The 26,457-nt window shown below is 50.4% G+C and carries 23 protein-coding genes and 1 pseudogene; 10 read left to right on the plus strand and 14 right to left on the minus strand.

Annotated elements, in window-relative coordinates:
* Window positions 1-165: 165 nt before the first annotated feature.
* Window positions 166-363: a hypothetical protein gene (locus tag GC087_RS10110; RefSeq protein ID WP_006119494.1), complete on the minus strand. Its 198-nt coding sequence runs from the start codon at window positions 361-363 to the stop codon at window positions 166-168.
* 249 nt (window positions 364-612) lie between these two features.
* Here GC087_RS10110 and GC087_RS10115 point away from each other — a divergent pair, with 249 nt between their 5' ends.
* The gene (locus tag GC087_RS10115) at window positions 613-879 is read left to right on the plus strand and encodes a hypothetical protein (protein WP_006119493.1); all 267 of its coding nucleotides are present in this window, start codon (window positions 613-615) and stop codon (window positions 877-879) included.
* A 37-nt stretch (window positions 880-916) separates the two neighbouring features.
* On the opposite strand, the gene GC087_RS10120 is transcribed toward GC087_RS10115, so the two are convergent.
* On the minus strand, window positions 917-1,156 hold the full coding sequence (locus GC087_RS10120; protein ID WP_033742070.1) for a DinI-like family protein: 240 nt from the start codon (window positions 1,154-1,156) through the stop codon (window positions 917-919).
* A gap of 175 nt (window positions 1,157-1,331) precedes the next feature.
* On the opposite strand from GC087_RS10120, the gene iraP reads away from it, so the two are divergent.
* A complete protein-coding gene (gene iraP, locus GC087_RS10125) occupies window positions 1,332-1,628 on the plus strand; it encodes an anti-adapter protein IraP (protein ID WP_006119490.1) in 297 nt (98 codons plus the stop codon).
* A 130-nt stretch (window positions 1,629-1,758) separates the two neighbouring features.
* Here the strand turns inward: iraP and GC087_RS10130 are convergent, their stop codons facing one another.
* Window positions 1,759-2,082, minus strand: a complete 324-nt coding sequence (locus GC087_RS10130; RefSeq protein WP_006119488.1) for a DUF6388 family protein — start codon at window positions 2,080-2,082, stop codon at window positions 1,759-1,761.
* Between the two features lie 241 nt (window positions 2,083-2,323).
* Here GC087_RS10130 and yedD point away from each other — a divergent pair, with 241 nt between their 5' ends.
* Window positions 2,324-2,782, plus strand: coding sequence for a lipoprotein YedD (yedD, locus tag GC087_RS10135; RefSeq protein ID WP_006119487.1), 459 nt, complete (start codon window positions 2,324-2,326; stop codon window positions 2,780-2,782).
* An 82-nt stretch (window positions 2,783-2,864) separates the two neighbouring features.
* On the opposite strand, the gene amyA is transcribed toward yedD, so the two are convergent.
* From amyA to fliD, 4 genes are all read right to left on the minus strand, one after another.
* The gene (amyA, locus tag GC087_RS10140) at window positions 2,865-4,346 is read right to left on the minus strand and encodes an alpha-amylase (protein WP_033742066.1); all 1,482 of its coding nucleotides are present in this window, start codon (window positions 4,344-4,346) and stop codon (window positions 2,865-2,867) included.
* Window positions 4,347-4,450: 104 nt separating this feature from the next.
* Entirely contained in the window at window positions 4,451-4,810 is a 360-nt protein-coding gene (fliT, locus tag GC087_RS10145; protein WP_033742064.1) for a flagellar protein FliT, read from the minus strand.
* Window positions 4,810-5,220 (minus strand): flagellar export chaperone FliS, encoded by a 411-nt coding sequence (fliS, locus tag GC087_RS10150; RefSeq protein WP_033742062.1) that lies wholly within the window; start codon window positions 5,218-5,220, stop codon window positions 4,810-4,812. Before fliS ends, fliT begins: the two co-directional genes overlap by 1 nt.
* 14 nt (window positions 5,221-5,234) lie before the next feature.
* Window positions 5,235-6,632 carry a flagellar filament capping protein FliD gene (gene fliD / locus GC087_RS10155; RefSeq protein ID WP_033742060.1) on the minus strand — a complete coding sequence of 466 codons (1,398 nt, stop codon included), beginning with the start codon at window positions 6,630-6,632 and terminating at the stop codon, window positions 5,235-5,237.
* A 252-nt stretch (window positions 6,633-6,884) separates the two neighbouring features.
* On the opposite strand from fliD, the gene GC087_RS10160 reads away from it, so the two are divergent.
* From GC087_RS10160 to GC087_RS10185, 6 genes are all read left to right on the plus strand, one after another.
* On the plus strand, window positions 6,885-7,814 hold the full coding sequence (locus GC087_RS10160) for a flagellin N-terminal helical domain-containing protein (RefSeq protein WP_006119482.1): 930 nt from the start codon (window positions 6,885-6,887) through the stop codon (window positions 7,812-7,814).
* Between the two features lie 402 nt (window positions 7,815-8,216).
* The gene (locus GC087_RS10165) at window positions 8,217-9,146 is read left to right on the plus strand and encodes a flagellin N-terminal helical domain-containing protein (protein WP_006119482.1); all 930 of its coding nucleotides are present in this window, start codon (window positions 8,217-8,219) and stop codon (window positions 9,144-9,146) included.
* A 179-nt stretch (window positions 9,147-9,325) separates the two neighbouring features.
* Window positions 9,326-10,231 carry a flagellin N-terminal helical domain-containing protein gene (locus GC087_RS10170; RefSeq protein ID WP_039342628.1) on the plus strand — a complete coding sequence of 302 codons (906 nt, stop codon included), beginning with the start codon at window positions 9,326-9,328 and terminating at the stop codon, window positions 10,229-10,231.
* Window positions 10,232-10,416: 185 nt separating this feature from the next.
* On the plus strand, window positions 10,417-14,109 hold the full coding sequence (locus GC087_RS10175; RefSeq protein ID WP_324030483.1) for a glycosyltransferase: 3,693 nt from the start codon (window positions 10,417-10,419) through the stop codon (window positions 14,107-14,109).
* Window positions 14,110-14,239: 130 nt separating this feature from the next.
* On the plus strand, window positions 14,240-17,713 hold the full coding sequence (locus GC087_RS10180) for a glycosyltransferase family 2 protein (protein WP_324030485.1): 3,474 nt from the start codon (window positions 14,240-14,242) through the stop codon (window positions 17,711-17,713).
* 76 nt (window positions 17,714-17,789) lie between these two features.
* Window positions 17,790-18,932, plus strand: a complete 1,143-nt coding sequence (locus GC087_RS10185; RefSeq protein ID WP_054633612.1) for a DegT/DnrJ/EryC1/StrS family aminotransferase — start codon at window positions 17,790-17,792, stop codon at window positions 18,930-18,932.
* A 243-nt stretch (window positions 18,933-19,175) separates the two neighbouring features.
* On the opposite strand, the gene GC087_RS10190 is transcribed toward GC087_RS10185, so the two are convergent.
* The 7 genes and pseudogenes from GC087_RS10190 to GC087_RS10220 form a co-directional block, all read right to left on the minus strand.
* The gene (locus GC087_RS10190) at window positions 19,176-20,282 is read right to left on the minus strand and encodes an FkbM family methyltransferase (protein WP_164482094.1); all 1,107 of its coding nucleotides are present in this window, start codon (window positions 20,280-20,282) and stop codon (window positions 19,176-19,178) included.
* Between the two features lie 33 nt (window positions 20,283-20,315).
* A complete protein-coding gene (locus GC087_RS10195) occupies window positions 20,316-21,425 on the minus strand; it encodes a Gfo/Idh/MocA family protein (protein ID WP_006118881.1) in 1,110 nt (369 codons plus the stop codon).
* A gap of 9 nt (window positions 21,426-21,434) precedes the next feature.
* Window positions 21,435-22,601 carry an ATP-grasp domain-containing protein gene (locus GC087_RS10200; protein ID WP_324030487.1) on the minus strand — a complete coding sequence of 389 codons (1,167 nt, stop codon included), beginning with the start codon at window positions 22,599-22,601 and terminating at the stop codon, window positions 21,435-21,437.
* A gap of 403 nt (window positions 22,602-23,004) precedes the next feature.
* On the minus strand, window positions 23,005-23,847 hold the full coding sequence (locus GC087_RS10205) for a WcbI family polysaccharide biosynthesis putative acetyltransferase (protein WP_033742047.1): 843 nt from the start codon (window positions 23,845-23,847) through the stop codon (window positions 23,005-23,007).
* Between the two features lie 12 nt (window positions 23,848-23,859).
* The gene (gene rfbD / locus GC087_RS10210) at window positions 23,860-24,726 is read right to left on the minus strand and encodes a dTDP-4-dehydrorhamnose reductase (protein WP_324030488.1); all 867 of its coding nucleotides are present in this window, start codon (window positions 24,724-24,726) and stop codon (window positions 23,860-23,862) included.
* On the minus strand, window positions 24,726-24,917 hold the full coding sequence (locus tag GC087_RS10215) for a dTDP-4-dehydrorhamnose 3,5-epimerase family protein (protein ID WP_324030615.1): 192 nt from the start codon (window positions 24,915-24,917) through the stop codon (window positions 24,726-24,728). Before GC087_RS10215 ends, rfbD begins: the two co-directional genes overlap by 1 nt.
* A pseudogene (locus tag GC087_RS10220) lies at window positions 24,915-25,043 on the minus strand (sugar phosphate nucleotidyltransferase); the annotation flags it as partial. The pseudogene GC087_RS10220 and the gene GC087_RS10215, both read right to left, overlap by 3 nt.
* 342 nt (window positions 25,044-25,385) lie before the next feature.
* Between GC087_RS10220 and GC087_RS10225 the strand changes: the two are divergent.
* On the plus strand, window positions 25,386-26,354 hold the full coding sequence (locus tag GC087_RS10225) for an HNH endonuclease signature motif containing protein (RefSeq protein ID WP_185199336.1): 969 nt from the start codon (window positions 25,386-25,388) through the stop codon (window positions 26,352-26,354).
* The last annotated feature ends 103 nt before the right edge of the window (window positions 26,355-26,457 follow it).

The raw sequence follows: 26,457 nt of genomic DNA on the forward strand, positions 1-26,457 counted from the left end.
TCCCTGACCGTTGCCAGGCGAGCAGCCCACATGCCAGGCCAGCTGGGTTAACGAGCAGGGAGGCATGGCTTCTCATCCTGCTGGCCTTAAAATAATGGCTGCACCGGCTTCAAAGCATGGGGCAGATCACCGTCTGCCCCGGTTAAGTGGGCAGACGGTGAGATGTCATGATGCTTTGAAAGGATCCTTTTTATCATCCTGACTGTCATCATTTTTTCTGGGCACTTCACCGTGATCTTTCGGTGCATCGTTTGCGGGATGATCATCTTCCTCGTAGGCATTTCCCGCATTAGGTGCGGCTTCGGGTAATCCTTTGCTGACATCGCCTTCATGTTTACGTTTATCGTTACTTTGGTTGTGCATCGTTTGCTCCTCTTTGTCGTCCTCTAAGTCTAGACCAGCACAACAAAGCTGTGAGCGGAGACCCGTCAGTATATTTATCATCACGTAAGGACGGGGTATGACACTGCCGTTTTCCGCCTGACCACGGCGAGAAGCCATGTCCTGTAAAAGTGACTTCCGATTATTCCTAATGCAAAACCGCTATATTGTCCTACCTTTAAATCTCCAGGCGATATTTTCATTGGAAAAACAACCAAAAGGAAACACAGCATGAGTGATTCAATCGAAACCAAAAGCAAAACCGATTATCTGCGTGACGTGGCATCCCAGTTGAAAGAAATGCGCCACTATGCGCAAACGAATACTGAGACGCTTTCCGCCCATTGGTTAGCCTTTGATGCCGGTGAATACAAGGATGAAGGGAATGCGGCCCGTATTGACGCATTACTGAATAAGCAGGGAACGTTGCTGGAAGATCTGGAGAAAGCCATTCAGGATATTGAAATTGAAATCAACCACAGTGAGCAGGAGAGTTAAGGTATCTCCCGCTAACTGAGGGGTGGCGATTAACGGATTAATCCGCCACCAGCCAAAACTCGGCTTCATCAAACATTTCTTCCACCAGACGCGCGACAGTGGCTTTATCATTCTTGCTGAGGTCGGTTTCTATCGCGTTACGTTCCATCGGTTTCACCTTGACCTCGATGTCAGGAAAAACACGATGCACACGCTTTTCAAGCTCTGCCAATATCATGTCGCGCGCCCCTGGCAGGCCCGCGACATTACGCTTATCGTAAATTAACTCTACAAACATAATAACCATCCCTTCAGGGCAAAATCGCGTTGCCATTTTACTGTAAATAAAAACAGTATCAAGCTGATGTTTGCATGAATCCGTTTTTTAGGTCCCGCGTAGAAAAGCATTTTTATCTGGTTTACTCTGAGGGCGCTCTTAACGATATATGCGCTCACTCACCGGGAGAAGTGCAATGCGACAATTGGTTATTGATATTCTGCTTAAACTGGCAAAAATGGATGTCGATGCAAAGGAACTGACTGCTCAGGTCGAAGCGCAGTCATTGCTGGTTGCCGCTTTATTAGTCCAGGCGAAACAAGATAATGCGTTAACGATTTCTGAGACGGTGCAGGATGCCATTGTCACGGCATCGCGTTCCTCATCAGAGTTCATGCAGTCTGATATTGATCTGTTGCTCACGCACCTCAACCGATTACTGGCCGTGGCTAAGTATGTTGAGGTGAGGGGAAAGCTCGAACAAGAAGAGTGATGGCTAACGCTGGCGGCAGAGGGGTTTTCTGCCGCCAGCGAGGCCGTATCAGGGGCATTAACCGTTTGTTGTCACGACGCTGCGCAACGCCATCGCCGTTATTCTTCCTGTCCGCACAGCTGAGGTATAGCTAGAGCTCGTTCTTAATACAAAATTCTTCCCAACTCATTCCCAGAGATTCGGCATGCGATCGGAGATAGGCTTCGATGGCTTCGGCGGCGACGGCTTTATCCGGCTCTGCCAGTTGAATCGAAAAAATCATACCATCAAGATTTTTCTGGCGTAAAAAGGCGGCATAAATGCGTTCGGCGTGCCACTCGCGCAATTCACGCAGGGACATATTGGCGGCACGGGCATCCTGTTCGGTCAGTTCATCGAGTGCGGCCTGAAAATCGGCATGGGCAGTGAAGAACATTTGGCGTGCCTGGGCATAATAAGCTTCTGGAGTTTTCATGACAAATCTCTGAGATGTAATGCAGGGCGACAGTGTAGCCTGTTGTGCCTCCCTTGTCAGGCCGGAGTGGACAGGTTCATTCACAGCGATAAAAGCGGGCAGGGAAGGGAATAAACATCACCCGGTGCGTGATGAATCCAGGAAAAGCGCGCTTTACGTTGATTTCATCCCTCAGATATCTTGCACATCTGGCAGTAAAAATTATAACGTAGCCGCCATTAACCGGATTTAGGGATCAAAGATGAAAAACTGGATGCTGATTGCCACACTGGCGCTGAGTGGCTGCGCACAAATAAACAGTTATCAAAGTGCGGTGCAAACGCCGGCCCCGGCAAATTTACAAGGCAACTGGCAGACGGTTGGGCCGCAGAGTAACCTGATTAGCGACAAGGCGATTGGGAGTCTGATTATCAACGCGGACGGCAGTACGCTGGATTGCCGGCAGTGGCAACGGGTCATTGCGAAGCCAGGCAAATTGACGCAGCTGAATGGCGATTATGTCAATGTTACGCGTCAGTTACGCATCATGACACTGGATCTGGATGGCGGTGAGCTGGATTACGACGGGCTTACGTTGCGTAAGGTCGATCGACCCACGGTGGAATGCCAGAAAGCTTTACAGGAAGCGGCCCAACATCCCGGTGTGGATGTGATTCAGAATATCGAACCTGAGATTATGCGTCCGGTTCTGAACAAATAAATGACGCAAAGCGGTCCACGAGACCGCTTTGCGCTGATGCGCAGGCTGTTACCGCGCCAGAAAAAGCAGCGGACCTGTGGTTTTATGCCTCAACAACCCAGACACTCACGCTGCCTGCATTACAGCGAAACACGGCGCTGCCGGCGTCGTCCGTCGTAACGGTATCGGATTGATGTCCCAGATAGTCATACCATACTTTCCCGGCATATCCTTCTCCCATTGAAATCTGTTTTTCCCCCGCTTCGCCATTCGACATGATCACAATACAGCCCGGCTTTTCAGCGGTTCCGCTGCGGCTGAACGCGACGCAGTTAGGATGGTCGAAGTAATCGGTTTGCGCGCCCCAGCCAAATTGCTGACGGGCACGAATCAGCCCTTCGAGTTCAGGAATGACCGGCATATCGACCTGATGCATTTCACCGTCTCCGCCTTCATCCTCATAGTGGGCACCGAACAGGTCCGGATAAAAAATGGTCGGAACGCCTTGCTCGCGCAACAGAATCAGCGCATAAGCCAGCGGCTTAAACCAGGCTTCAACGGGCGCTTCCAGAGACTGCAGCGGCTGTGTGTCGTGGTTGGCCACGATAGTCACGGCATGCCACGGGTCGGCTAATACCAACGAGTTATCAAAAATTTTGCTCAGGTCATAATCGCTGCCGGCTTTAGACGCCTGATGAAAATTCATATGCAGCGGGGCGTCAAACAGCAGCGTTTTGCCTTCCACCTGATTGATATATTCCTGCAACTTTTCGGTTTCAAAGGACCAGTATTCCGCCACAATAAACAGCGGTTCGTTAGCGACGTCCTGAATATGTTCGATCCAGTCTTTGTAAAACCAGGCCGGGATATGTTTTACCGCGTCCAGACGAAAGCCGGTGCAGGGGACCTGCTCCATGACCCAGCGCGCCCAGTATTTGAGTTCTTCGCTCACCGCCTTATTGCGGAAATCAACATTGGCGCCCATCAGATAATCAAAGTTACCTAACTCGTTATCCACCTGGTCGTTCCAGCCTTCAGCGGTGTAATCGTTGATAATTTTGAACACGCCGTTTTCATCGGGATTTTCAATATGGTCGACCCCGCTAAAACACTTATGATCCCAGATGAATGTCGAGTATTCGCCTGCCCGAGCCGGAAACGTAAACTTTGTCCAGGCTTCGCATTCCACGACCTCGGGATAAATTTCATCACGATTATCCGGGTTAACGCGATTTACGCTCACCTGTTCTTTCTCGTCCGCGCCCATTTTATGGTTGAGAACCACATCCAGCAGCACGCCAATGTTGTGGCTGCGCAGCGCATTGACGGCAGCCAGCAACTGCTGCTTATCACCATATTTGGTGGCGACGCTGCCTTTTTGCTCAAACTCGCCTAAATCGAAGAGATCGTAGCTGTCATAACCCACCGAGTAACCACCGGACTCGCCTTTATAGCAAGGGGGCAGCCAGACCATGTTGATGCCGATGTCATTAAGCAGGGCCGCTTTTTCTGCGACTTCCGGCCACAGCGTGCTGCCATCGGGATAATACCAGTGGAAAAACTGCAAAAGGGTTGGGTTGTGCATGACAAACGTCCAGTCAGAGGAGAGGGAACTGGAAGTATGGGATAAGAGTGAAGAAATTACGCGGGTAAACTAAAAAAAGAGTGTTTACCCGCATAAGTCGGCCTTTACTGGTCTTTTGGGTAAAGGATATTACCCGCCATCTTGCCGTAAGAAGAGACAATGTTGTGTTGCTGCGTTGAGGTCGTGACCAGCGAGCGCAGTTCGCTCATACGTTCACCCAGCAACGTCTTCAGCGTGGTTTCATTCTTCAGAATTTGCTCAAGTACCGGGCGAATTTGTGCCCGCTGTAATGCGGACAGCGCACTGGCATCGTTATCACGCGCAACACGCTCGACGCTACTAACGTAAGTTGATTCGCAACTAAGCAACTCATCCCATTGTCCCTGCCGGGCATTTTCCAGCATGGCATTACTGAGCGTGAGTAAGTGTTGATATCCTTTTAGCAGCTCGAGTGGATGACTCATTAAAAGGTATCCTGCTGTGGCTGGTAATTAGGGCCAATCTGTTTCCACGCATCCGCAATATTATTGAGCAAGCCTTCGACTTCCGTAATGGCCTCAAGGTCGTTGTTCAGGTTAGCCTGTAACAGACGACGGGTCATATATTCATACAGATCGTCGAGATTAGCGGAAATTTCACCGCCAACCTCATGGTTCAGGCCTGCGCGCAGCCCGTTAGTAATGATATTAATGGCCTTAGATAAGGCGTTACCTTTACCGGGAATATCGCCTTGCTCAATTAAAATGGCAGCTTTTTTCATGGCGCTCAGGGCGCCATCAAAAAGCAGCACGACCAGCTGATGTGGGCTGGCGCTTAATACGGCGCTTTCCACACCTACCTGCGCATAGGCCTGAATACCGGACTTAGCGTACATGCTTACCACTCCTGTTATAGTTTGGCGAACTGCTGGGTCAAATAGTTACCGGTCTGGGTCATGGAGCTGACCAGGGTAGACAGACTGGTAAACTGTGTTTTGTAACGCGCCATGGTCGCCGCAATCTGGCTGTTTACTTCGTCGTACTGATCGGACAGTTTTTTCAGTGAGGTATTAATGCCGTTAGTGGCATTTTGTACCTGTCCGTCACTGGCCAGTATCTGCGTCAGTTTGTTATTTGCCTGTGTGGCAAACCCGGTTGTTTTACCGTCACCCGTCAGAAAGTTCAGGACATCTGTCGGTTGATTGGTCAGGGCTTTGTCCAGTTTGGTGCTGTCCACAGTCAGCTTGCCGTTAACGTCCTGCGTGATCCCCAGTTGTGACAGACTGGTCAGGTTTCCGCTGGCTTGTGCGCTGGACAGTTGACTGCGCAGGCTGGTCTGGATGTTACGTAAGGTATTATCACCCAACAGATCGCCGTTACCGGAACTTTGCGACTCACCTGCTTTCACCGCCGTGTATTTCGTCTGGTTACCGATGGTAGTTTGCAGGGAATTGTAGGCATCCACGTAAGCCTGGATTGCCGCTGTCATTGGCTGATTGTCTGTGGCGACGGTCAGCGTTTCCGGTGTATTTGCAGCGGTGGTTTTCGTCAGGTTGAGCGTGACACCTTCAGGCGCGTCCGTGACGGTATTGCTGCTGCGGGTGATGGACACGCCGTTAATTTTTAACTGCGCATCTTTAGCGGCAACCTGTTCGGTCATCGCGTTGCTGCTGCCACCCGAACTGTAATTAATATACTGGGACAGCGTGCCGTCGTCCGTACTGACCGTCATCGCATTCGCTGTGCCACTGTCGCGTGCAGTCAGAGACAGATAATAGGTATTATCGTCTGCTTTAATAATACTGGCGTTTACGCTGCCTTGCTGTTTATTAATCGCATCGCGAATATCAGACAGGCTGGTTTGATCTTTGCTCAGTGTTACCGTGAGCGGCGATTTCTGCCCAGACTGGGAAATCGTAATGGTACGAGATGCCAGGCTCTGATCACCTAAGTCGGTATCTTTACTGCTGGCTGATTTTGACAGCAGCGATTGCGACGAGGCGAGTTGAGTAACCTCAATAGAATAGTTACCCGCTGAGGCTTTGCTCGCCAGCGTGGCAGTGAAAGCGGTATTCGTGCTGGTGACTTTCGTAGCCGCAATCGTCGAGGCATTTTGCAATGCCGCCGCCGCGGTCTGCAATTTTGACAGGCCGGTTTTCACCACGCCCCAGGCGGTAAGCTGAGCGTTATAGGACGCCTGCTGCTTAGTAATAGGCGTCAGTTTAGTCTGCTCAGCGGATTCCAGGCTGCTGTAGAGAGTATTCAGGTCGAGGTTCGTACCAGCACCGAGTGAACTTACACTTGCCATGCTTTAATCCTTTACGAGTTTACGTTAAGTGAAATGGGTATCGGCAGCGAGTGGCAAAAGATTAGCCTGTTTCTGAAAAAATTGATGGCTGAATAAAACCCCTTTCTTTAATTGTCTTCCCGGATTTGGCTGGCGAAAAATTACTGAATTTTTTTTCTAAAGGTTGAACGAGGGCTGACGATAATCAGGTTGTCGGTAAGCTAGCCGAATTCAGACGCCTAATATGGCTCAATTTTTTAAAGGAAAAACATCATGGCAGTGATTAACACTAACACCCTGTCGCTGGTTACCCAGAACAACCTGAGCAAGTCACAGTCTTCTCTGGGTACTGCAATTGAGCGCCTGTCTTCTGGCCTGCGTATCAACAGCGCAAAAGACGATGCAGCCGGCGAAGCTATCGCTAACCGCTTCAGCTCTAACATCAACGGCCTGACCGTTGCAGCCCGTAACGCCAACGACGGTATCTCTCTGTCGCAGACGGCTGAAGGCGCCCTGACTGAAGTGAACAACAACCTGCAGCGTGTACGTGACCTGACCGTTCAGGCGCAGAACAGCTCTAACTCAGCATCTGACATCGACTCAATCCAGGCTGAAGTTAACCAGCGTATGCAGGAAATCGACCGCGTCACCAAGCAGACCGATTTCAACGGCATCAAAGTTCTGAACACCGGTTCAGGCAGCACCACTTATAACTTCCAGGTTGGCGCAAAAGACGGCGAAACCATCGGTATCACCATCAGCTCAAGCGACGGTTTTGACCTGGCAGCAGCGGGCCAGTCTGGCACCACTCAGAACACCAGCTCAACAACCGGTCAGACCGTTAACGGCAACGCCCGTACCACTTCAGCTATCGGTTTCGACGTGCTGAAAGGCGCAGTAACCGGCGGTACCGGCGGTACCGCAGCAGGTACCACACCGCTGGCCGACATTGACAAGGCGATCAAAGCCGTTGACAACCAGCGCAGCCTGCTGGGTGCGTCTCAGAACCGTTTTGAGTCCACCATCAGCAACCTGAACAACACCGTGACCAACCTGACCGCTGCCCGCAGCCGTATTCAGGATGCGGACTACGCGACCGAGGTGTCAAACATGTCCCGTGCGCAGATCCTGCAGCAGGCCGGTTCTTCTGTACTGGCACAGGCTAACCAGGTGCCACAGACCATGCTGTCTCTGCTGCGTTAATCGCCGCACAGCCCGTCTGATTAAAAGCGCCCCCAGTGATGAGGGCGCTTTTTTATTGTTGATGGATCCAGCAGACGGTGTATTTTCCGGGTATGACAGTCTGCCCGAAGCTCTCTCACAGGGCTGTCTGACTGTCGTTTGACAAGCTAAGGTTCGCGCAATGCTTATTGTCAATGGGGCAATGATTGTTTGCGCTGAGTTAATGTCATCAGAAAGCGTAATAGCGACAGCACTATTTTTTGATAACCACGCCATTCCGCCAGGATGCCTTCCTGTCTCATTAAAATAAAAGCCGTCATTCTCTCTAAAGTTTTAGCCCCGACGGGCGATAACAATAGTGAAGGCGATAAAGCCGCAGGATTAACACCTGACCCCCGACATTATTTATGAAGGATAATTATCATGGCCGTTATTAACACCAATACCCTGTCGCTGGTTACCCAGAACAACCTGAGCAAGTCACAGTCTTCTCTGGGTACTGCAATTGAGCGCCTGTCTTCTGGCCTGCGTATCAACAGCGCAAAAGACGATGCAGCCGGCGAAGCTATCGCTAACCGCTTCAGCTCTAACATCAACGGCCTGACCGTTGCAGCCCGTAACGCCAACGACGGTATCTCTCTGTCGCAGACGGCTGAAGGCGCCCTGACTGAAGTGAACAACAACCTGCAGCGTGTACGTGACCTGACCGTTCAGGCGCAGAACAGCTCTAACTCAGCGTCTGACATCGACTCAATCCAGGCTGAAGTTAACCAGCGTATGCAGGAAATCGACCGCGTCACCAAGCAGACCGATTTCAACGGCATCAAAGTTCTGAACACCGGTTCAGGCAGCACCACTTATAACTTCCAGGTTGGCGCAAAAGACGGCGAAACCATCGGTATCACCATCAGCTCAAGCGACGGTTTTGACCTGGCAGCAGCGGGCCAGTCTGGCACCACTCAGAACACCAGCTCAACAACCGGTCAGACCGTTAACGGCAACGCGCGTACCACTTCAGCTATCGGTTTCGACGTGCTGAAAGGCGCAGTAACCGGCGGTACCGGCGGTACTGCAGCAGGTACCACACCGCTGGCTGACATTGACAAGGCGATCAAAGCCGTTGACAACCAGCGCAGCCTGCTGGGTGCGTCTCAGAACCGTTTTGAGTCCACCATCAGCAACCTGAACAACACCGTGACCAACCTGACCGCTGCCCGCAGCCGTATTCAGGATGCGGACTACGCGACAGAAGTGTCGAACATGTCCCGCGCGCAGATCCTGCAGCAGGCCGGTTCTTCTGTACTGGCACAGGCCAACCAGGTGCCACAGACCATGCTGTCTCTGCTGCGTTAATCGCCGCACAGCCCGTCTGATTAAAAGCGCCCTCAGAAATGAGGGCGTTTTTTTTTGCCAAATCAGTTAAAAAAATTTAAGTAATGTATAAAGTTTGTCCCCCGTTCGACGATAACAATAATGAAGGCGATAAAGCCGCAGCCCAAATCTGAACCCTATCATCATGAAGGATAATTATTATGGCAGTCATTAATACCAATACCCTGTCGCTGGTTACTCAGAACAACCTGACCAAATCTCAGTCATCACTGGGTACGGCGATTGAGCGCCTGTCTTCTGGCCTGCGTATCAACAGCGCAAAAGACGACGCAGCCGGCGAAGCTATCGCTAACCGCTTCAGCTCTAACATCAACGGCCTGACCGTTGCAGCCCGTAACGCCAACGACGGTATCTCTCTGTCGCAGACGGCTGAAGGCGCCCTGACTGAAGTGAACAACAACCTGCAGCGTGTACGTGACCTGACCGTTCAGGCGCAGAACAGCTCTAACTCAGCGTCTGACATTGACTCAATCCAGGCGGAAGTTAACCAGCGCATGGAAGAGATCAACCGCGTTACTCAGCAGACTGACTTTAACGGTATTAAAGTGTTGAATACCGGTTCAGGTTCTCAGACGTATAACTTCCAGGTTGGCGCAAAAGACGGCGAAACCATCGGTATCACTATCAGTGCAAGCAACGGTTTCAACCTGTTCAATACCTCTGGTGCGACTGCTCAGACAACCGGTCAGACTATCAATGGCAACGCGCGTACTACCGCGGCTGAAGGTTTTGACGTGATGAGCGGGACCGTAACAAGCGGTGGCACCACCGATGGTTCACCTCTGGCGGACATCGATGCGGCCATCAAAGCGGTCGACAACCAGCGCAGCCTGCTGGGTGCGTCTCAGAACCGTTTTGAGTCCACCATCAGCAACCTGAACAACACCGTGACCAACCTGACCGCTGCCCGCAGCCGTATTCAGGATGCGGACTACGCAACGGAAGTGTCAAACATGTCCCGCGCGCAGATCCTGCAGCAGGCCGGTTCTTCTGTACTGGCACAGGCCAACCAGGTGCCACAGACCATGCTGTCTCTGCTGCGTTAATCGCCGCACAGCCCGTCTGATTAAAAGCGCTCTCAGAAATGAGGGCGTTTTTTTTAATCGGTCTAATTAGCCCGCTTTGCTATAGCTTTTCCCGCCCTAAGTTAATGCCCAAAAATTTACAATAGTCTGAAACAGGTAAGGTACTTACGTGCAGGATAGTGCTATGCACAACCAGAGGATGTCAGATGAACAGGCTTTTAATAAGCATTGACCGAGTTGAGCAGTTTTCTCTTCACGTGAATGAGGCGCTCGATATCATTGATGTTTTTTTACCCTGGGGATGGCAGGTGGATATTGTCACCAGTACCTATGGTAAAACGCTGTCGTTTGAACTGGAAAAGTACAAATCCAACCCGGCTTTCCGCATTATCAGTGATAAGCAAGGCACGCTCGCTGATGCTTATAGCCTCATCTGGGTCTATAAGGGTTTTATTGCACAAAAATTGTTACCCGTGCTGGAAACGTTAACAGGCACGGCCCCGGTTATTTTCCGCCACTTTTATGATTATCATGACATTTATATGCCGTGGGGCGCTGAGCTGGAAAATCAGCTCGCCTCCCTGTCATTGAGTTTGTCGCCTGTGGTGTCAGAACGTTTGCTGCAAAACGGACTGCTATCCAGTCAGATCGCTGTTTTGCCGTTTACCGTTCCTTCCGCATTCAGTTGCTATCCATCTCGTAATGCCCGCACTGCGCTCAAACGCATACTTTATTACGCCCCGGATATTTCCGCCGAAATGTATGAGCTGCAACAGCAACTGAAAAGTCAGTCCATTACGCTGGAATGGTTCGACTGTAGCCAGTCTGTGAGTCGGATTGAGCCTGAGTGGCTGGATAACTACGATATGGTCATGGGTGGCGATGAAATTGTGGCCAAGGCATTAATACTGGGTATTCCGGTATTTTTAGCGTCTACAACCGGCGTGGAAGGTTATCTGAACGCGCATAACCTTCAGGAGTTTGAACAATCGCATTTTACCGTGGTGAATCTGCAGTTTTGCCCGGAGACGGAGGAGTGGATCGCCGCACTCAAACGGGGTTTCAGTGAAGCCGTGGCATGGACCCGGGCGAACCAGGGCCGCTTTGGCGATAAATGGACGATGCCTGCTGCAATCCAGACTATCCTCAGCCAGCTCCCTGCGCCCAAACGCTGGTCCATGGATGACCCGGCGCAACATGCATTACGCTTTCACAGACAGTCCGTCCTGTCCTGGGCCGATAAAAATTACTCTATTGAGCAGTGGCTGAAAGACAGGTCAATTACCGAAGCCCGACGCGCAGCGTTACAGTCATTTATTCAGTCTGTGCCCGAAAGTGGCGACATCGGGATCGTGATCATTGATGAAAACGGTGATGCCGCAGCCTGTGAACGTTCCCTTGCCGCCGTCAGGCAGCAAACATTGCCGCCCGCGACGGTCATGTTACTGAGCGATGTCGATATTGCGTTAAATGAGGGGACGATAAGCGCCTGTGCCTCAGGCTGGGTCGCTGAACTTAACGAGGTCGTTTATCACCAAACCGGGCCAGCCGCGCTGCTGCTGGTGATGGCAGGGGATGAGCTTTTGCCTGACGCGTTGCTGTTGCTGGCAGAGCAGCGTTTGCGACGCCCGGAAACGGCTGTGTGGTATGTCGATGAAACCTTTAATGATGATATGAATGAGCCGGGAGCGATTCTTCGTCCCGATCCCAATATCGATCTGTTAAGAAGTACGCCTTACGTAGGCCGCACGTTGCTGTTTGACCGCCGGAAAGTGCAGGCGGCGGGGAAGGGCGAGGATGCCGTCAATCCTCTGATCATGTATGAATGGCTGTGGCGTTGCATTGAAAATCAGGGACCGGGCGCGCTCGGACATGTGGCAGATGTCGTAGCCAGAGGCCAAAAAGAGAACGGGCGCTGGAATGAAGCGCAGTCCTGTGAAGCCGGCTATCGGCGCGTTGTCGAGGCGCATTTACAGCGTTTAGGGATAAAAGTGTCACTTGATGCCGGCGTGAATCCCGGTTTTGCACGGGTGCGCTATCAGTGGGACACGCAGCCTCTCATTTCCATTATCGTCCCCACGCGTGACCATGCCGCCTTACTCCGTGCCTGCATCGATACGTTGATGGAGAAAACGCGTTATCCCTATTATGAATTACTGATCGTCGACAATCAGTCCGTGGATGCGCAGGCCTGTACCTTTCTCAACGATCTCGACAAACTCAATATCGAACAGATTAAGGTACTGCGTTACAACGCGCCGTTTAATTTCGCCGCCATGCATAATCGCGCCGCAGAGCAGGCGAAGGGCGATGTCCTGTTGTTCCTGGATAACGACTGCCAGATTACGCAACCTGACTGGCTGGATGCGCTGCTGGAGCATGCACTGCGGCCAGAGGTCGCATTAGTCGGGGCGCGCCTTGAATACCACGACGGCCGGGTTCAGCACGGCGGTTATCTGCTGGGTGTACAGAACGGCGTTGACAGTCCGTGGGAGGGGATGCAGGAACATGCCAGAGGTTTCCAGAGCTATCTGCAAACGGAGCACAATCTTGCTGCAGTGAGTGCGTCCTGCATGATGGTCCGCAAAGACGTGTTCTTTAGTCTGGGTGGCTTTGCTGAGAACGATTTCCCGCTTTACTTCGCGGATGTCGATTTGGGGTTACGTGCGCAGCAACAAGGTTACTTAAACGTCTGGACGCCGTGGTCGCGTGTTCGCCATATGGGCGGTGCAACGCGGTTGATGCCAGAAAAGTTCAACGTACAGGAAAGGCCGTTTCAGCATGACTATAGTCGGCTTCGCCAGCAGTGGCGCGCCACGCTGTTAAAAGATCCCAGTAACCATCCGCTGATGCAGCGGGCAGGTAAACCGTTTACGCTGGGTGCAGGGACGGCGCGTTTTCAGCAGCCGCTGCCGGGCAGGCCACTGCCTGTCGTGCTCGCACACCATGTCGACTGGCAGGGATGTGGCAATCACCGCATCCTGCAACCGTTCAAGGCCATGGAAAGTCAGTTGCTGCTTGAGGGCGGACTGACTCAGCAAATTCCCGGCGTCATGGAAGTCGCACTTCTACAGCCTGATATTATTGTGCTGGAGTCGCTGAGTGGCGGCCGTTTCCCGTCGGTCATGGCGCAATATCGCGACGTTTGCGATGCCAAAATTGTGGTTGAGTACGACGACTACCTGCTCAACGTACCGGTAAAAAATGGCAACCGTAACCAGTTCCCTAAACAGATTGTCAAAAATCTTCGCAAAGTAATGGAGTGCGCGGACTGGGTGGTTGTGTCAACCGCACCGTTAGCGGATGCCTACAGCCGTTTCCATCATGATATCCGCATTGCACAGAACCGTCTCGCAGAAGGTCAGTGGGGCCATTTGACCAGCCAGCGCGGCGTGGGGCGTAAAGTGCGTATCGGCTGGGCGGGCGGCAGTACGCATGCCGGTGACCTGCAAATTTTGCTGCCGCTTATCAAGGAGCTGGAAGACAAGGTTGAATGGGTTTTCATGGGAATGAAACCACGGGGCGTGCACTGTGAGTTCCACACTGGCGTGCCGTTTGATATGTACCCCGAAAAGCTGGCCAGCCTGAACCTGGATCTGGCGCTGGTGCCGCTCGAAGTCAACCAGTTCAATGAATGCAAAAGTAATTTGCGGTTACTGGAGATCGGCACCTGTGGCGTGCCGATCATTGCCACCAGTATCGAACCCTATCGTTGTGGCCTGCCCGTCACGCTCGTTGAAAACCGCTTTAAAGACTGGATGAGCGCTATACGCGCGCACCTTGCGGATATGGATGCCACTCGTCGTCTGGGCGATCAACTTCGCGCGGCGGTCCATCAGGACTGGTACCTGAGGGAGCAGGGATTAAACGAATGGCAGAGAGGTTGGCTTTCTGCCTGAGACAGTGGCGGCGCGTCGTCCTGATGATGACGCCGTCGTTACATGACCGGACATAACGTCTCCATAGAGACACACAACGTTCAGGCAACGCCAGCTTTTCGTTGTCGCGCCTGTAGAAAAAGAGGCTGTTATGCGTGGGTTCACCTTTCCTTACTTACTTCTGGCACCGGATTACATCGAATCTTCATCCGGCGTTCAGGTTATCCATCAGCTCTGTCACATGATTAATGAACAGGGCGGTAAAGCCTGGATGGTTAATTGCCGCGTGAATCCAGAATGGAATACGCCGGTGATAAACAGTGAAGACTGGAAAGTTATTCAAAACAGCGGGCAACCCTGGATTGCCATTTACCCTGAAATCGTATCGGGTAATCCTCTTTCCGCGCCCGTATGTGTTCGCTATATGCTGAACCGGGAAGGCGTGATCATGAATAACCGGATCCATGAAGGACCGGATGATTTATTTTTCTGGTACCGCAATGAGTTTGCTGAAAAAGCCGTTGACCCACAAATATTGGGAATCGAATCCTTTGATCTGCAATTATTTTGTGACGACAACCCGCAGAAAGACCTGAACATCCTCTACCTGAATCGTGTGCCTGAGTCGGTCGTTGATTTCAGCCAGCTACCCGCGGATACCAAAATCTTGTCCATGGCAAACCCATTGACGCTGAAAGAACTTGCCGTTGTGCTCAAGCGTACGCGCGTATTTTATTCGTATGAGTCCTCGGGCACCTGCGCAATGGCGATTTTATGCGGAAGTCCTGTAGTTGCGTTAACCGCACCGGGTTATGAAAAGTATGCCATTACGCAGGAAACCGTGCGTGACAACGGTGGCGCTGGATTTTGCTGGGAAAACACCCAGGAAGCTATTGATACCGAGCGCCAGAATTTATGGAAGATGCGAGACTATTTTCTGGTCCGACGCGCACGAAGTCAGCAACAGTTTGAAAACTTCGTTACGTTAACACAAGAAAAGGCCGAACAACGTGCCGCGCACGATAAGCGACACGCTTTGAATGACTGGCTGTATAAGCGGCAACTTCCGGCTCCTGCTGAAGAGGTGCAGAGTACTTCATCACTGCCACTCCTCAGAATGCTGATTGCCGTCCAGCCAGGCAGCGAAGCGGACAGGACCTCGACGCTGAATGCCTTATTGCCTCAGTTAGATCAGGTAACAGGATGCGCCGTTTTACTGGCGACGCCGCAGGAAACGTGCCACGTTTCTGATGATCGTGTCTTTCAGATTCGGTCTGATGTGTGGCTGAATGAAATGAATTGTCATCTGGAGCAGAACGTTTATGACTGGATATACGTCGTTCCTGCCGGGTGTCAGTTTACAGCGGAAAGTTTACGACTCCTTGCTGAGGCCTTGCACAGCAGAACGGGATGCGCCTTTGTTTACGCGGATGAAGGCCTCTCTGACAAGGAAGGGAAAATTCATCCTCATTTTAAGCCTGCATTTTGCCCGGACCTTTTTCTGAGTCAGCCTTCACTCTACCTTAAGCGCGGGATCTTCGCGCGAAACGCCTTGATGGCTATCGGCGGGTTTAATGCTGATTTATCCGCGTGCTATGAGCTGGATGCGATTACGCGACTGTTAGCTACGCGCGATAGCAACGTGTTTGGTCATGTTTCAGAGGTCTTTACCGTGACGCCTCTGAACAGCTGTGTGGCACAGGATCTGCAGCAGGAACATGCTGTGTTGCAATCTTATCTTCAGCAGCAGGGCTTCAGCCAGGGTGTAGTGGAGCACCAGCCGGGTAAGCCGTGGCGGTTAAGATACAGCACGGAGCCGGTGATTTCGCTCAGCATCATACTTGTCGCTGGCACGGATATTCATCAACTGCAGTGTTGCATCACCACGTTATTTGAACAAACCCATCAACCGGTATACCAGTTGATTGTTATTGTGACGCCGGCGACCTCTGAGGCCATCACGGCCTGGCTGATGACAAATTTGTCAACAGCGTCGGTTAACATCAACATCCTGAAAAGTCATGGCAGCCAAACCCAGGAAGCGGCGATTAATGAGGCAGTAGGGCAGGCAGAAGGCGAGTTTCTGCTGTTGTTGGATCCCCGTGTTTTATTTGTCAGCCGCGGCTGGCTGGAGGCGCTGGCATGTCATGCCCTGCGGCATGATGTTGTCTGTGTCGCGCCTCATATTATCAACCTGGACAGTCAGATCTTATGTGCCGGAGAAATTCTTGGGGTCAGGGGCCTGGCCTTCCCCGTTGGTTATGCCGAAAGATGGGGCAATGCAGGCTACCTGTCACGCTATCAAAGCGACTGTAGTTATTCGACGTTGGCCACAGACTGTCTGTTAATCAGAAAAGACAGATGGCTGGAGGTCGGTGGATTTGATACGGCTTATACACAACCTCTGCTGGCCAGACTGGACCTGAATCTGCGACTGGTTCAGCAGGGCGGTCGGGCAATATGCACACCTTACAGCGTTGTAGCAAAACAGGAAGCCGTGACGGACTTTCCGCCACAATATGCGTTGTCGCCTTCACAGGAACTTGACCGTTTCTATCACGCCTGGCTCCCTGTTCTGGCAGATGATCCGGCTTATAATAAAAATTTAAGCCTGAACAGAACCCTTTTTACCGCAGACAGCACGTTAGTCACGGGCTGGAACCCGCTCAAACCTGGCGAAACACGCACCGTCATTTTTATCGCGCAGGATCAGAATAATACTGGCGTGCAGCGATTTACCACCGCGCTGGACAGGCTGCTGAATGCCGGTGGCGTCAAAAGCGTGCTTCTTGAACAGATACCCTCCGCGCCAGAATTATTGCGGCATCATCCTGACGAGCTCGTTATCAGCGGCGAACTGACGGAGCTCGCCTGCCAGACAATCAGGCAACTCAAAAACGCCATAACCTGTCGTGTTCATTATCTTATTCAGGACGATCCGAATGCGCGGAAATATAAAAAATTAATTGAAGATAATGTTATCGATAACTGGCTAACGTACAGCGATGCACTGGCCAATTGGCTCAAAAAGCGCCATAAACCTGTCGTTATTCTTCCCAATGTTTTAGTGCAACCCTGTCAGGATAGGGTTAAGCAGAAAAAAGACAAATGCCGTGTCGTGTGTTTCACATACGATCTCAGGAAGAAAGATTGTGAATTACTGACTCCAGCGATAACGACAAGTGCGGAAAAGCTTGACTGGATTGTCATTGGGCATTGTCCGCCGGAATGGCTGCCTTATATCAGGGAAACGTACCGTTTTCAGACTGAGGCCCGTCTGGTCGCGCAGTTGCTGCATTGTGACGCCGATATCGCCGTGCTTTCGCGCTGTAACAATGATGAAAACCGTTACAAAGATAACAACGTACTCATGCAGTTAGCGGTAATGGGGATACCGGCGATGTATAGCGATCATCCTACATTCGGTGAGTCCGTTCCCGGCTGGAGAGTAAAACATAACCCGAACGCCTGGAAAGAGGCTATCGCAACGCTTTGTGCTGATACGTCGCTGAGTGACACGCTCAGTCAGCAGTTGAAAGAAAAAGCGTATAACGAGGTAAACCAGGACGCGCTTATGACACTTTTCGGCCGGATACAGGCGTTATCTGAAGCCACTCAGGCATAAATGACGTGCAGAGACAGCGCGCCAGATAAAAGCCCTGTACGCATTCAACAATTATTTAAGGTCAGGAAGTTATCCGATGAAGATAAACAAACCCTCATCAAATGTGCTGGTGACAAGTCCTCTTCTGCCGCCCCTGGAAGAGTTCCTGCCTTATTTAGAACGCATCTGGGACAGTAAACAGCTCACAAATGGTGGTCCGTATCACCAGGAGCTGGAACGGGCCCTTGCCGATTATCTCGGTGTCGAGCACCTCAGTTTGTTCGCGAACGGTACCCTGGCGCTGGTGACTGCGCTTCAGGCGCTCAGAATCACGGGAGAGGTGATTACCACTCCCTATTCTTTCGTCGCGACATCCCATTCCTTATTATGGAACGGCATAAAACCCATATTCGTCGATATTGATCCTGTTACCTGCAATATCGATCCTGAAAAAATCGAATCCGCCATTACGCCTACCACCAGTGCAATTTTACCCGTTCACTGCTATGGCATTCCCTGCGATGTCGACCGCATTCAACGTATTGCCGACAACTACGGTCTGAAAGTCATCTACGATGCCGCGCACTGTTTTGGTGTTAAACAAAAAAACGTCAGTATCCTGAATCACGGCGATCTTTCTGTTTTAAGCTTCCATGCGACAAAGGTATTTAACACGTTTGAAGGCGGCGCCATTATCTGCCCGAATGAAAAAATCAAACGACGTATTGATTATTTAAAGAATTTTGGCTTTGCCGATGAAACCACGGTGGTTGCGCCGGGTATCAATGGCAAAATGAATGAAGTTCAGGCGGCATTTGGATTACTCCAGCTGAAGCATGTGGATTCAGCGCTGGCTAAGCGTAAAGTCATCTACGAAAAATATCAGCACGCATTAGGGCATATACACGGACTTACGCTACTACCGCTCGTTGATGAAACCGACTGGAACTATGCGTATTGCCCGGTCTTTGTTCACGCGGGATTATTCCCGATGACGCGTGATGAACTGTATCATCACTTCAAAAGCCAAAATATTTATGTCAGACGGTATTTTTATCCGCTCATCTCCGATTTCCCGATGTACAAAGGCTATGAATCATCGGCTCCTTCAAATTTGCCGGTGGCAAGTCAAATTTCTCAGCAGGTGTTGTGTTTACCGGTGCATCCGAACCTGGCGGAAGCGGATCAGGATGAGATTATTAACATTATTATGCGCGCCAGCAATGTGAATGCTGCGTAAGCCTTCAATCCGGATCTTTATAAGCCTGTCAGGCAAAAGGGAACATGCTTTTGCCTGACGCTGCAGATCTCACATGCTTCCATCTGCACGATCTTGCTTTCTTAACCGTTTCTCATCTCAAAAATCGTTGCTGACAGCGGTATATCGAAAAAAAAAAACGGGAAGGGCACAGACGACGGATACAGGTAATGAGAACAATTCTGCCCGGCTGATACGCGAGAGCCGGGCTGATGCAAAAAAAAATCAGGCAGGAATCGCGTACAACACCAGTTCAAAAGCATGAACAGGATGATGGGCGCGGAGATAAAATCGATACCCGGGCATAATGCTTTTGATATAAGCAGGAATCTTTATAAGATCATCCGGTTTGTGATAAGCGCTGATTGCCAACAGTGGGTAACAGCGTTGAATACTGTTTTTCGCCCCCTCCAGCGCAGAAAGCTCAGCGCCTTCAATATCCATTTTGATAAACGTCACCTTACTGTCCGCAATAACGCTATCGAGTGTGGTTAATGCGATACTGTTAGTCGTGACCTTTTCAGTAATTTTTGAATCCAACGCTTTTCCTGAGTCGAAATACAGCGTTGTCTCTTCACTCCATACGCCTGCCTGGTGGCATTCACAATACGCTTTATCCGCTGTAGCGGCACACAGCAACGGATAATTGACGTCGTCAGGTTCGAAGGCAAAGATTTTTTTCGGCGAAGGGAGTCCGCGGGTGGCCAGTGCGGCTTCGAAAGCATTCACGCTGTCACCATTATAAGCACCACAGTCAACAAAAACCTCGGACTTACTCAACGCGACAATGTCGGTTGGGAAGTAATGGTTCTCATCATACACTGTTTTAATATAGTCAGGGCGTGCGCTAATACGCTGATTCATGAATGCGATAAACGTCTCGCGAGATTTATCATCACCAAGACTTTCATATAAGGAATGCAGGGCGTCAGCATGGGTCTGACAAAAATCATAGGAAATAATATCTTCGGTGTTTACGCCCGTAAAAGAGGGGTCATAGACCAGCACTTCAGATTGAACGTCTGATAATGAATTTAAAAACGCCTGCTCCACATACTGTAGTGCAATAATAAAATTATATTTTTTATTGGTGTTGAGCAAACTTTCCAGAGGGACAACAGTCAGTTCGTTTAACGTTTGACCAGGAGAAAAATACATTTCATTGACCGCTACATAATCGATATGCAAGTGATTACGCGCCATATATTCACTGGTCTTGGTAGCCAGACAGCCTGCGCCAATGAGGACTACCGGATTACCGTTTTGGTACATTTTCTCCAGCGTAACGAGAAAATGGTTATTTTTCTCGACTATTTCACTAAGAAAACTCATGAGGAACTCCGTTATATTTTATCTTTTTATTGTTCAAAGGGTACATTTTTGCTGACTTGTTGCACTTTTCGCGGCACTTTCAAGAAAGTGAAGCCCGCGAGCCGCAACGTCTGAACCCATCACGTAATCGTTAGGTTCCCCTCTCAATGCAGAGGCAATGTCAGCATAATAATTGGCAAATGCTTCAATAAAGCCAGCAGGGTGACCCGCTTTAAAACGGCAGTAACGTGCATCAGCAGCAACAATGTTGTCATTGGCTGTGCGATCGATAACAGAACGACTGCCTTGCAAACCGCTGACATACAGGAATTCAGGATCCATCTGGAGCCATTCTGCGCTGCCCTGACTTCCCATGACGCGAATCCGCAGGCCATTTCGGTATCCCAGAGCGGCTTTGCCATACCAGTAATTACACGTCATACCGCTTTGATAACGCGATAAGATATGTACGGTGTCGATAACGCCGGGAATTTTGGCGTAGGTATCATTGATCGCATAAATATCGACGGCGTGATCCCCGGTGATAAATTCAATAAGCTGGTGAACATGAACGCCAAGATCGAGCGAAACGGTTGGAATGACGGCATCCTGCTGCCGCCATCTCTGCGGTTTTGGCACATCGCCATGCTGATTATGGCGTGCAAAACCTTCCTGAGGCATTTCAACCATGACCTGCTGAATGGCCCCGAAATCGCCCCGCTGTACGCGCTTTTGCAGTTCGCGCACCATGGGATAGCCACTGTAATTATAAGTGACAAACAATTTAGCCTGATGTTGGTGCTCGCTGTTCATGATGTGCAAAGCGCTTTGATGGCTTTCAACCATTGCCTTTTCGCAAATTACAGCCAGACCGTTTTCGAAACAGGCGGTGATAATTTCATGATGGTCAGGGGTAGGTGTTAACACCGCAACTGCGTCAAGATGGTGGCGCTCCTGTAAAATAAACGCCTGAATACTGTCATAAATACGTTCAGGATGAATATTCCAGCTCTCACCCGTGTGACGATTCTGCTCAGGATTGCGGCTAAAACAGCCCGCCACAAGCGTAAAATCCCCGTCGAGCTGTGAGGCAATTTTATGGGTAAGACCAATAGCCGAATTCGCGCCACCGCCAATAAAACCAAGTTGTAGTCGTTTTTTCATATCGGTTTCCTAGTACTTACCAAGCGTAAAAAAATTTTTTAACTGTGGTGTGAAGCGGGCCAGTTCATCACGTTGGTGGAATTCAGCAAAAATAAGCGCGGCGCGATCGTGAGGCGCGCGCTGGATTCTCTCGCCTGTTTTCTTAAGTGGCAGAAAAGAAAGGATATTGGTCGGTAATGCTGCGAAGCTGACGGAGGTAAAGGTTTGTTCCTGATCAACGGACACAGTATGGCGAGCGATTAATCTGACATGTTCGGGACGCCGACTGGCTGGCGTAAAAGGCGTGCCGGTAAAGGCATGGGTGAACCAGAGTGAATAAGGCGTGTCTGTAGAGTATTCAATGAGTTGATTATACAGGTCACCCGGGCATCGGCGTGTCATTTCTATCAGAGAAAAGCTTTTACCATCCGAGATAAACTGAGTGTGCAGTAAACCATCACAAAGCCCAAGCTCATCAACGAGTGCCTGTATACAGTCGCTGACCTGGTCTTTTATCGACGCAGGAAGATTGAGGCTGAGGCTACTACTGTTTACCTGCCAGGGATAAACGGTACAAAATTCATCAACAAAATATTCGACCGCCACTTTTCCATTCACGATAAAAGCGGAGTGGCTGTGTAAATCACCGGCTATCCAGCGCTCTATAAGTGCCTGGCCACAGGATGATGCCGCACAGGCGTCTCGCCAGGCGGCGGAGATGTGTTCGCGCTCAGTCACCAGTGAAATCCCTAATCCGCTGTAGGAATCGACAGGTTTTATCATCAACGGTAACGGAAGTTGCGCCGCCTCTTCAGGACAGCTCACGGCCACAGGGACTGGATAACCCTTATTCTGTGCCCACTGGCGGAAAACGTCTTTTTTAAAAATAATTTCTGCTACATCAGGGCGATCAAAACCGCGTAAGCCCATTGCTTCAGCGACACTGGCACCCGTAAGGTAAGACACATCAGTAACACCAGGCAGAAGTGAAGTAATATTGAGTGATTTCGCCAGGGTCAGTACGTCCTGTACGTTGGCATAATTCAGGCAAAAAGAGTGGGTCGCGAGTTGATGACCCGGATCCTGCGGTTTGCCGCTGCATACAGCTGTTTCATAACCGGAATGCTTAAGTGCCATCAAAAGAGGCATGGCAGCAAAACCGGCATCCAGCATAAGTGCTTTTTTATTACTGCTCATTATGATTTGCCTGAGGTGGTGCAGCTAACACATTGTTTAGCTGGCAAAGTTTTTTCCTGGTATGGATGGGGTGCCAGGCGCGCTTTTATAGCAGATTGTAATCCCGGCAGGCCGAACTGATGCCGTAAATAAAGCCCTTTTTAGTGTGTATTTAACGCAAACGGGGACAGGCAGGCTCGTCAGGAACCGCGCTTCTTTCTGGCGGCAACGTGAATGTTTTATGCAGAGTCATAATGACCGGAATGGCAGAGACAGGCAGACGCCACAAAGCGATATAACGCTGTATTAATACAGTAAAGCAACATCGCAGTATTGATTGCATTGCCGCCGTGACTGAATGGTACTGTTTTGTGTGCTGACAAGCCTGATCGATAAGATGCATCTTCAGGCTTACAGCAAAGGCTCAGAGGTTTTGATAGCCGGATTTCAGGCTACGATAATAAGTGGAACGCAGTAAGGCTTCTGAGAGTTGTTCACGCGGTTGTGAAGAAAAGAAGTGATAGTTAATTTTACAGGCCAGAGAAAGCCCTGTTTCGCGCATCATGAAATAATGCTGTTCGCCACTGCCTACCTCTGGAGCAATATAGTTTTTAAGCAAATCGTTGCCGCCAAGATCGAAGTTCTTATTCTCTTTAAATAAATCAAAAAAGATTGCACTAAAGAAAATGCTTAAATGTTTGTTATTGGGGTGGCTTACCGTGCTGTAGCAATGTTTATCTTTTAACAGGGCGTCCCGATAAAAGTCTGAATAATCAAACGCCACCTTACCTTCTTTGAACAACCGCTGGTAGCGATTAGCGTCGTCCATGATCATGTTATGCTGCCTGGCCTCGTCGTAACTGACATTGTGGTACGCAGCAACGGCATCCGCACAGGCATGTGCGGTCAAATAGAGATGCAAAAAACGGTAATCAACATACACCATTAAATCGGGCACGGCAGCAGAATAATACCCTAGCTGCGGTGCTGATACGCTTGATTCCATTGTGGGTAATATGCGGATATCGAAATACTCGGTCAGTTTCGCGGTTGACAGCAAACCCCAGCGTTCAGAATGATACTGCATATAAATATGATCGCAGCTTTCAAGTTCGTGCATCAGATTGATAATGTCTCGCTGAGCATCAAGTTTATACAGAGGTGTATTAACAACGTGTGTTATTGCGCCACGATGAAGCTCAGAATAATTACTTAATAACTGACCAACGACTTCGAGCTGACAGTTACCAATCGTTGCTACTTTCATTACATTATCTCCTTATAAAGTATTCGCGTAGGGAAAGGGGGTCGCCAGGTGATTCAGACAGAGGCGAAGTTTATCCTGCCAGTCTGAGGGGGGGATGCCGATGGTGCTGAGAGCGTCGCTGTTCATCACACTGCGCGCCGGCCGAATCGCCGCAGACGGATAGTGCGAGCTGATAATGCCATGCACGACCACGTCCTGTTGCGCCGCGACAAAGATTGTCTGAGCGAATTCGCACCAGCTGACGGCAACGTCGCCACAATAATGGTAAATACCGTGCTTTTCGGGCATGTCGGCGAGCGTGATCATGGCCTGGGCTAAATCACCCGCGTAGGTCGGACAACCATACTGATCGTTCACCACATGTAACTCGGAACGTGTCTGCGCCAGACGAAGCATGGTACTGACGAAGTTATTACCGTATTCGCTGAACATCCATGAAGTACGGATCACGATCGCCTCGGGCAGGACCTCAAAGACGCGCTTTTCACCTTCCCACTTACTCAGGCCGTAAAAATTAATCGGGCAGGGCGGATCCTGTTCGGTATAGGGCGTTCTTTTCACCCCGTCGAAAACATAATCTGTGGAAATATGAATGAAACGCGCCCCGATCATTTTGGCGGCCTGAGCCAGATTTTCAGGGCCAATCGCATTGATCTTTAAGGCACGTGTCCGGTCGGTTTCTGCTTTATCAACGGCGGTATAAGCCGCTGCATTCATAATGACATCGGGCTTAAATTTTTTAACCACGCGCACAACGGCAACGCGATCGGTAATATCCAGTTCCGCCGAACCACATGCCAGCGTAATCCAGTCGGCGGGAAAACGATCCAGTAAACAGCGCCCCAACTGACCATAAGCACCTGTAAGTAAAACGCGCATTACACCAACTCCTGCAATGAGAGTCCTTGTTGATTTTTCACCGATAATATCGGCTGTTCGACAAACCATTGAATCGCAACATCAGGGGCATTCCACATCAGGCAGGCTTCATCCTTAGGATTGTCATAGTGAGGACAGGTATATTCAAAATCAGCAATGTCCGGGCGCGAGACGAATGGATGCAAGTGCATCAAGAGTGAAAGGGGAAGAGAGAGCATGGGCTTGTCATAGACCGGCAGCAGTTGCTCAGAGACGCCACAGGTCACCGGATGCAGTCGGGAACCGGTTCCGCCTGCCAGTACTATGCCTTTCATCATTCGCTTCCTTCATAACTCGTCTGCGCGTGCAGCGTGATGGTGAAAGAATACGAGTGTTCGAGTGAAAGTAATGGCACGAATAACCGACAAAAAAGCGGGTAAAGTCAAGGATAAGTCCGTCCCCGCATCCATAGCGGCTAATGAAATAAATCAGCATAAGCGAAGCGGGCACATTTTATCGCGCAGTAATGCAAATCGCGTCAACCAGAAGGAAGTGATTGTGGATTAGAGTTTTCGGCGCGATAAAAGTTGGATAAACGTTACAGTTCATACAGATGGTGCCGATAACACTCTTCAGGATAAGTTTAATTTGGCTACAACTTCGCGTGTTCTGGGGTGGTTATGCGCTTCAACTATGACCTGCTACCGGGTGAACGGCTTTCCTTCGAGGAGATCGCCCGGCGCTATGCACAGCAATACCCTGATGAGAAAGAATTAACAGCGCGAGCGCTGCTGAGTCCTTCGACCAGCTTTCGGACGCTAAAGATTCGTGCTGTCTTCGCACAGGAAGAGAGCAACAGTCCGCTGGAAGACCTGTTATTTATTGCGAACGACAATGAACGTAAAAATTACCTGCGCCGTTTTGAGTATTACCTGAAGCAGCAGGCTCCTTTTCACTATTTCCGCCGGGGAGAGCAGGACAAAGCGGAGAATTTGTGGAAAGTGATTGGCCAAAGCTACGTATATGCCATGATCGATCCCCATTCAGCACAGGCGCAGAACCTGATTAACAGCCGGGGATATAAACTGGTGCTGATGCGAGAAGACGGCGACGATGCCTGGTGGCAGTTGTTTAACATGCACTCCAACCCGTGCTTTCCGCAATCACAGCGTATCCAGTTTATTGTGGTACTGAGTACCCCCGGACATAAAACACCCGCCGCAGTGATGCCTGGTACTGAAGTCGGGCGGCGGGTAAAGGCTAAAGTGCTGCAGCGAGCCAGCCAGGCCGAATTTATGGCCGCCGTGAAAGCCCGTTATGGTGCCTGTGTCATTACCGGCACCAGCCTGATCGATCAGCATCAGTGGCCATGGGTGGAAGCCTGCCATATTGATACGCGAGAGAATGATGAAGGTTTTCTGGCGGATAACAGTGTGGATAACGGATTATTCCTGCGCAGCGATTTACAGCGACTTTTTGTTAACCGAATGATTAGTATTGATGGTGATTCCGGCAAGGTCCGTTTTAATGGGGATGAAAAAACCCGCGAAAGCATTAGCCCTTTTTATCAGGAAATGGAAGGGCAGGTTTGTGCTTTATGGGACAGCGTGCCCTCCGCCACTCGTCAACGTTTACTGTCATTAGGTTAGCCTGTTGAGACAGAGCGGAATCTTCCGCTCTGAAACATCACAAATTTGAAATAACCTCGGTTTATCCCGCCTATTCTGCCAATCGAAAGTCCTACAGAATTGC

This window comes from Pantoea sp. JZ2 (assembly GCF_035191405.1).
Classification (GTDB): domain Bacteria; phylum Pseudomonadota; class Gammaproteobacteria; order Enterobacterales; family Enterobacteriaceae; genus Pantoea; species Pantoea stewartii.

Excerpts from the sequence above, each read along its gene's own strand:
- GC087_RS10110 (WP_006119494.1), bottom strand. The coding sequence starts at position 363 with ATGCACAACCAAAGTAACGATAAACGTAAACATGAAGGCGATGTCAGC.
- GC087_RS10115 (WP_006119493.1), top strand. The coding sequence starts at position 613 with ATGAGTGATTCAATCGAAACCAAAAGCAAAACCGATTATCTGCGTGAC.
- GC087_RS10120 (WP_033742070.1), bottom strand. The coding sequence starts at position 1,156 with ATGTTTGTAGAGTTAATTTACGATAAGCGTAATGTCGCGGGCCTGCCA.
- iraP (WP_006119490.1), top strand. The coding sequence starts at position 1,332 with ATGCGACAATTGGTTATTGATATTCTGCTTAAACTGGCAAAAATGGAT.
- GC087_RS10130 (WP_006119488.1), bottom strand. The coding sequence starts at position 2,082 with ATGAAAACTCCAGAAGCTTATTATGCCCAGGCACGCCAAATGTTCTTC.
- yedD (WP_006119487.1), top strand. The coding sequence starts at position 2,324 with ATGAAAAACTGGATGCTGATTGCCACACTGGCGCTGAGTGGCTGCGCA.
- amyA (WP_033742066.1), bottom strand. The coding sequence starts at position 4,346 with ATGCACAACCCAACCCTTTTGCAGTTTTTCCACTGGTATTATCCCGAT.
- fliT (WP_033742064.1), bottom strand. The coding sequence starts at position 4,810 with ATGAGTCATCCACTCGAGCTGCTAAAAGGATATCAACACTTACTCACG.
- fliS (WP_033742062.1), bottom strand. The coding sequence starts at position 5,220 with ATGTACGCTAAGTCCGGTATTCAGGCCTATGCGCAGGTAGGTGTGGAA.
- fliD (WP_033742060.1), bottom strand. The coding sequence starts at position 6,632 with ATGGCAAGTGTAAGTTCACTCGGTGCTGGTACGAACCTCGACCTGAAT.
- GC087_RS10160 (WP_006119482.1), top strand. The coding sequence starts at position 6,885 with ATGGCAGTGATTAACACTAACACCCTGTCGCTGGTTACCCAGAACAAC.
- GC087_RS10165 (WP_006119482.1), top strand. The coding sequence starts at position 8,217 with ATGGCCGTTATTAACACCAATACCCTGTCGCTGGTTACCCAGAACAAC.
- GC087_RS10170 (WP_039342628.1), top strand. The coding sequence starts at position 9,326 with ATGGCAGTCATTAATACCAATACCCTGTCGCTGGTTACTCAGAACAAC.
- GC087_RS10175 (WP_324030483.1), top strand. The coding sequence starts at position 10,417 with ATGAACAGGCTTTTAATAAGCATTGACCGAGTTGAGCAGTTTTCTCTT.
- GC087_RS10180 (WP_324030485.1), top strand. The coding sequence starts at position 14,240 with ATGCGTGGGTTCACCTTTCCTTACTTACTTCTGGCACCGGATTACATC.
- GC087_RS10185 (WP_054633612.1), top strand. The coding sequence starts at position 17,790 with ATGAAGATAAACAAACCCTCATCAAATGTGCTGGTGACAAGTCCTCTT.
- GC087_RS10190 (WP_164482094.1), bottom strand. The coding sequence starts at position 20,282 with ATGAGTTTTCTTAGTGAAATAGTCGAGAAAAATAACCATTTTCTCGTT.
- GC087_RS10195 (WP_006118881.1), bottom strand. The coding sequence starts at position 21,425 with ATGAAAAAACGACTACAACTTGGTTTTATTGGCGGTGGCGCGAATTCG.
- GC087_RS10200 (WP_324030487.1), bottom strand. The coding sequence starts at position 22,601 with ATGAGCAGTAATAAAAAAGCACTTATGCTGGATGCCGGTTTTGCTGCC.
- GC087_RS10205 (WP_033742047.1), bottom strand. The coding sequence starts at position 23,847 with ATGAAAGTAGCAACGATTGGTAACTGTCAGCTCGAAGTCGTTGGTCAG.
- rfbD (WP_324030488.1), bottom strand. The coding sequence starts at position 24,726 with ATGCGCGTTTTACTTACAGGTGCTTATGGTCAGTTGGGGCGCTGTTTA.
- GC087_RS10215 (WP_324030615.1), bottom strand. The coding sequence starts at position 24,917 with ATGCACTTGCATCCATTCGTCTCGCGCCCGGACATTGCTGATTTTGAA.
- GC087_RS10225 (WP_185199336.1), top strand. The coding sequence starts at position 25,386 with ATGCGCTTCAACTATGACCTGCTACCGGGTGAACGGCTTTCCTTCGAG.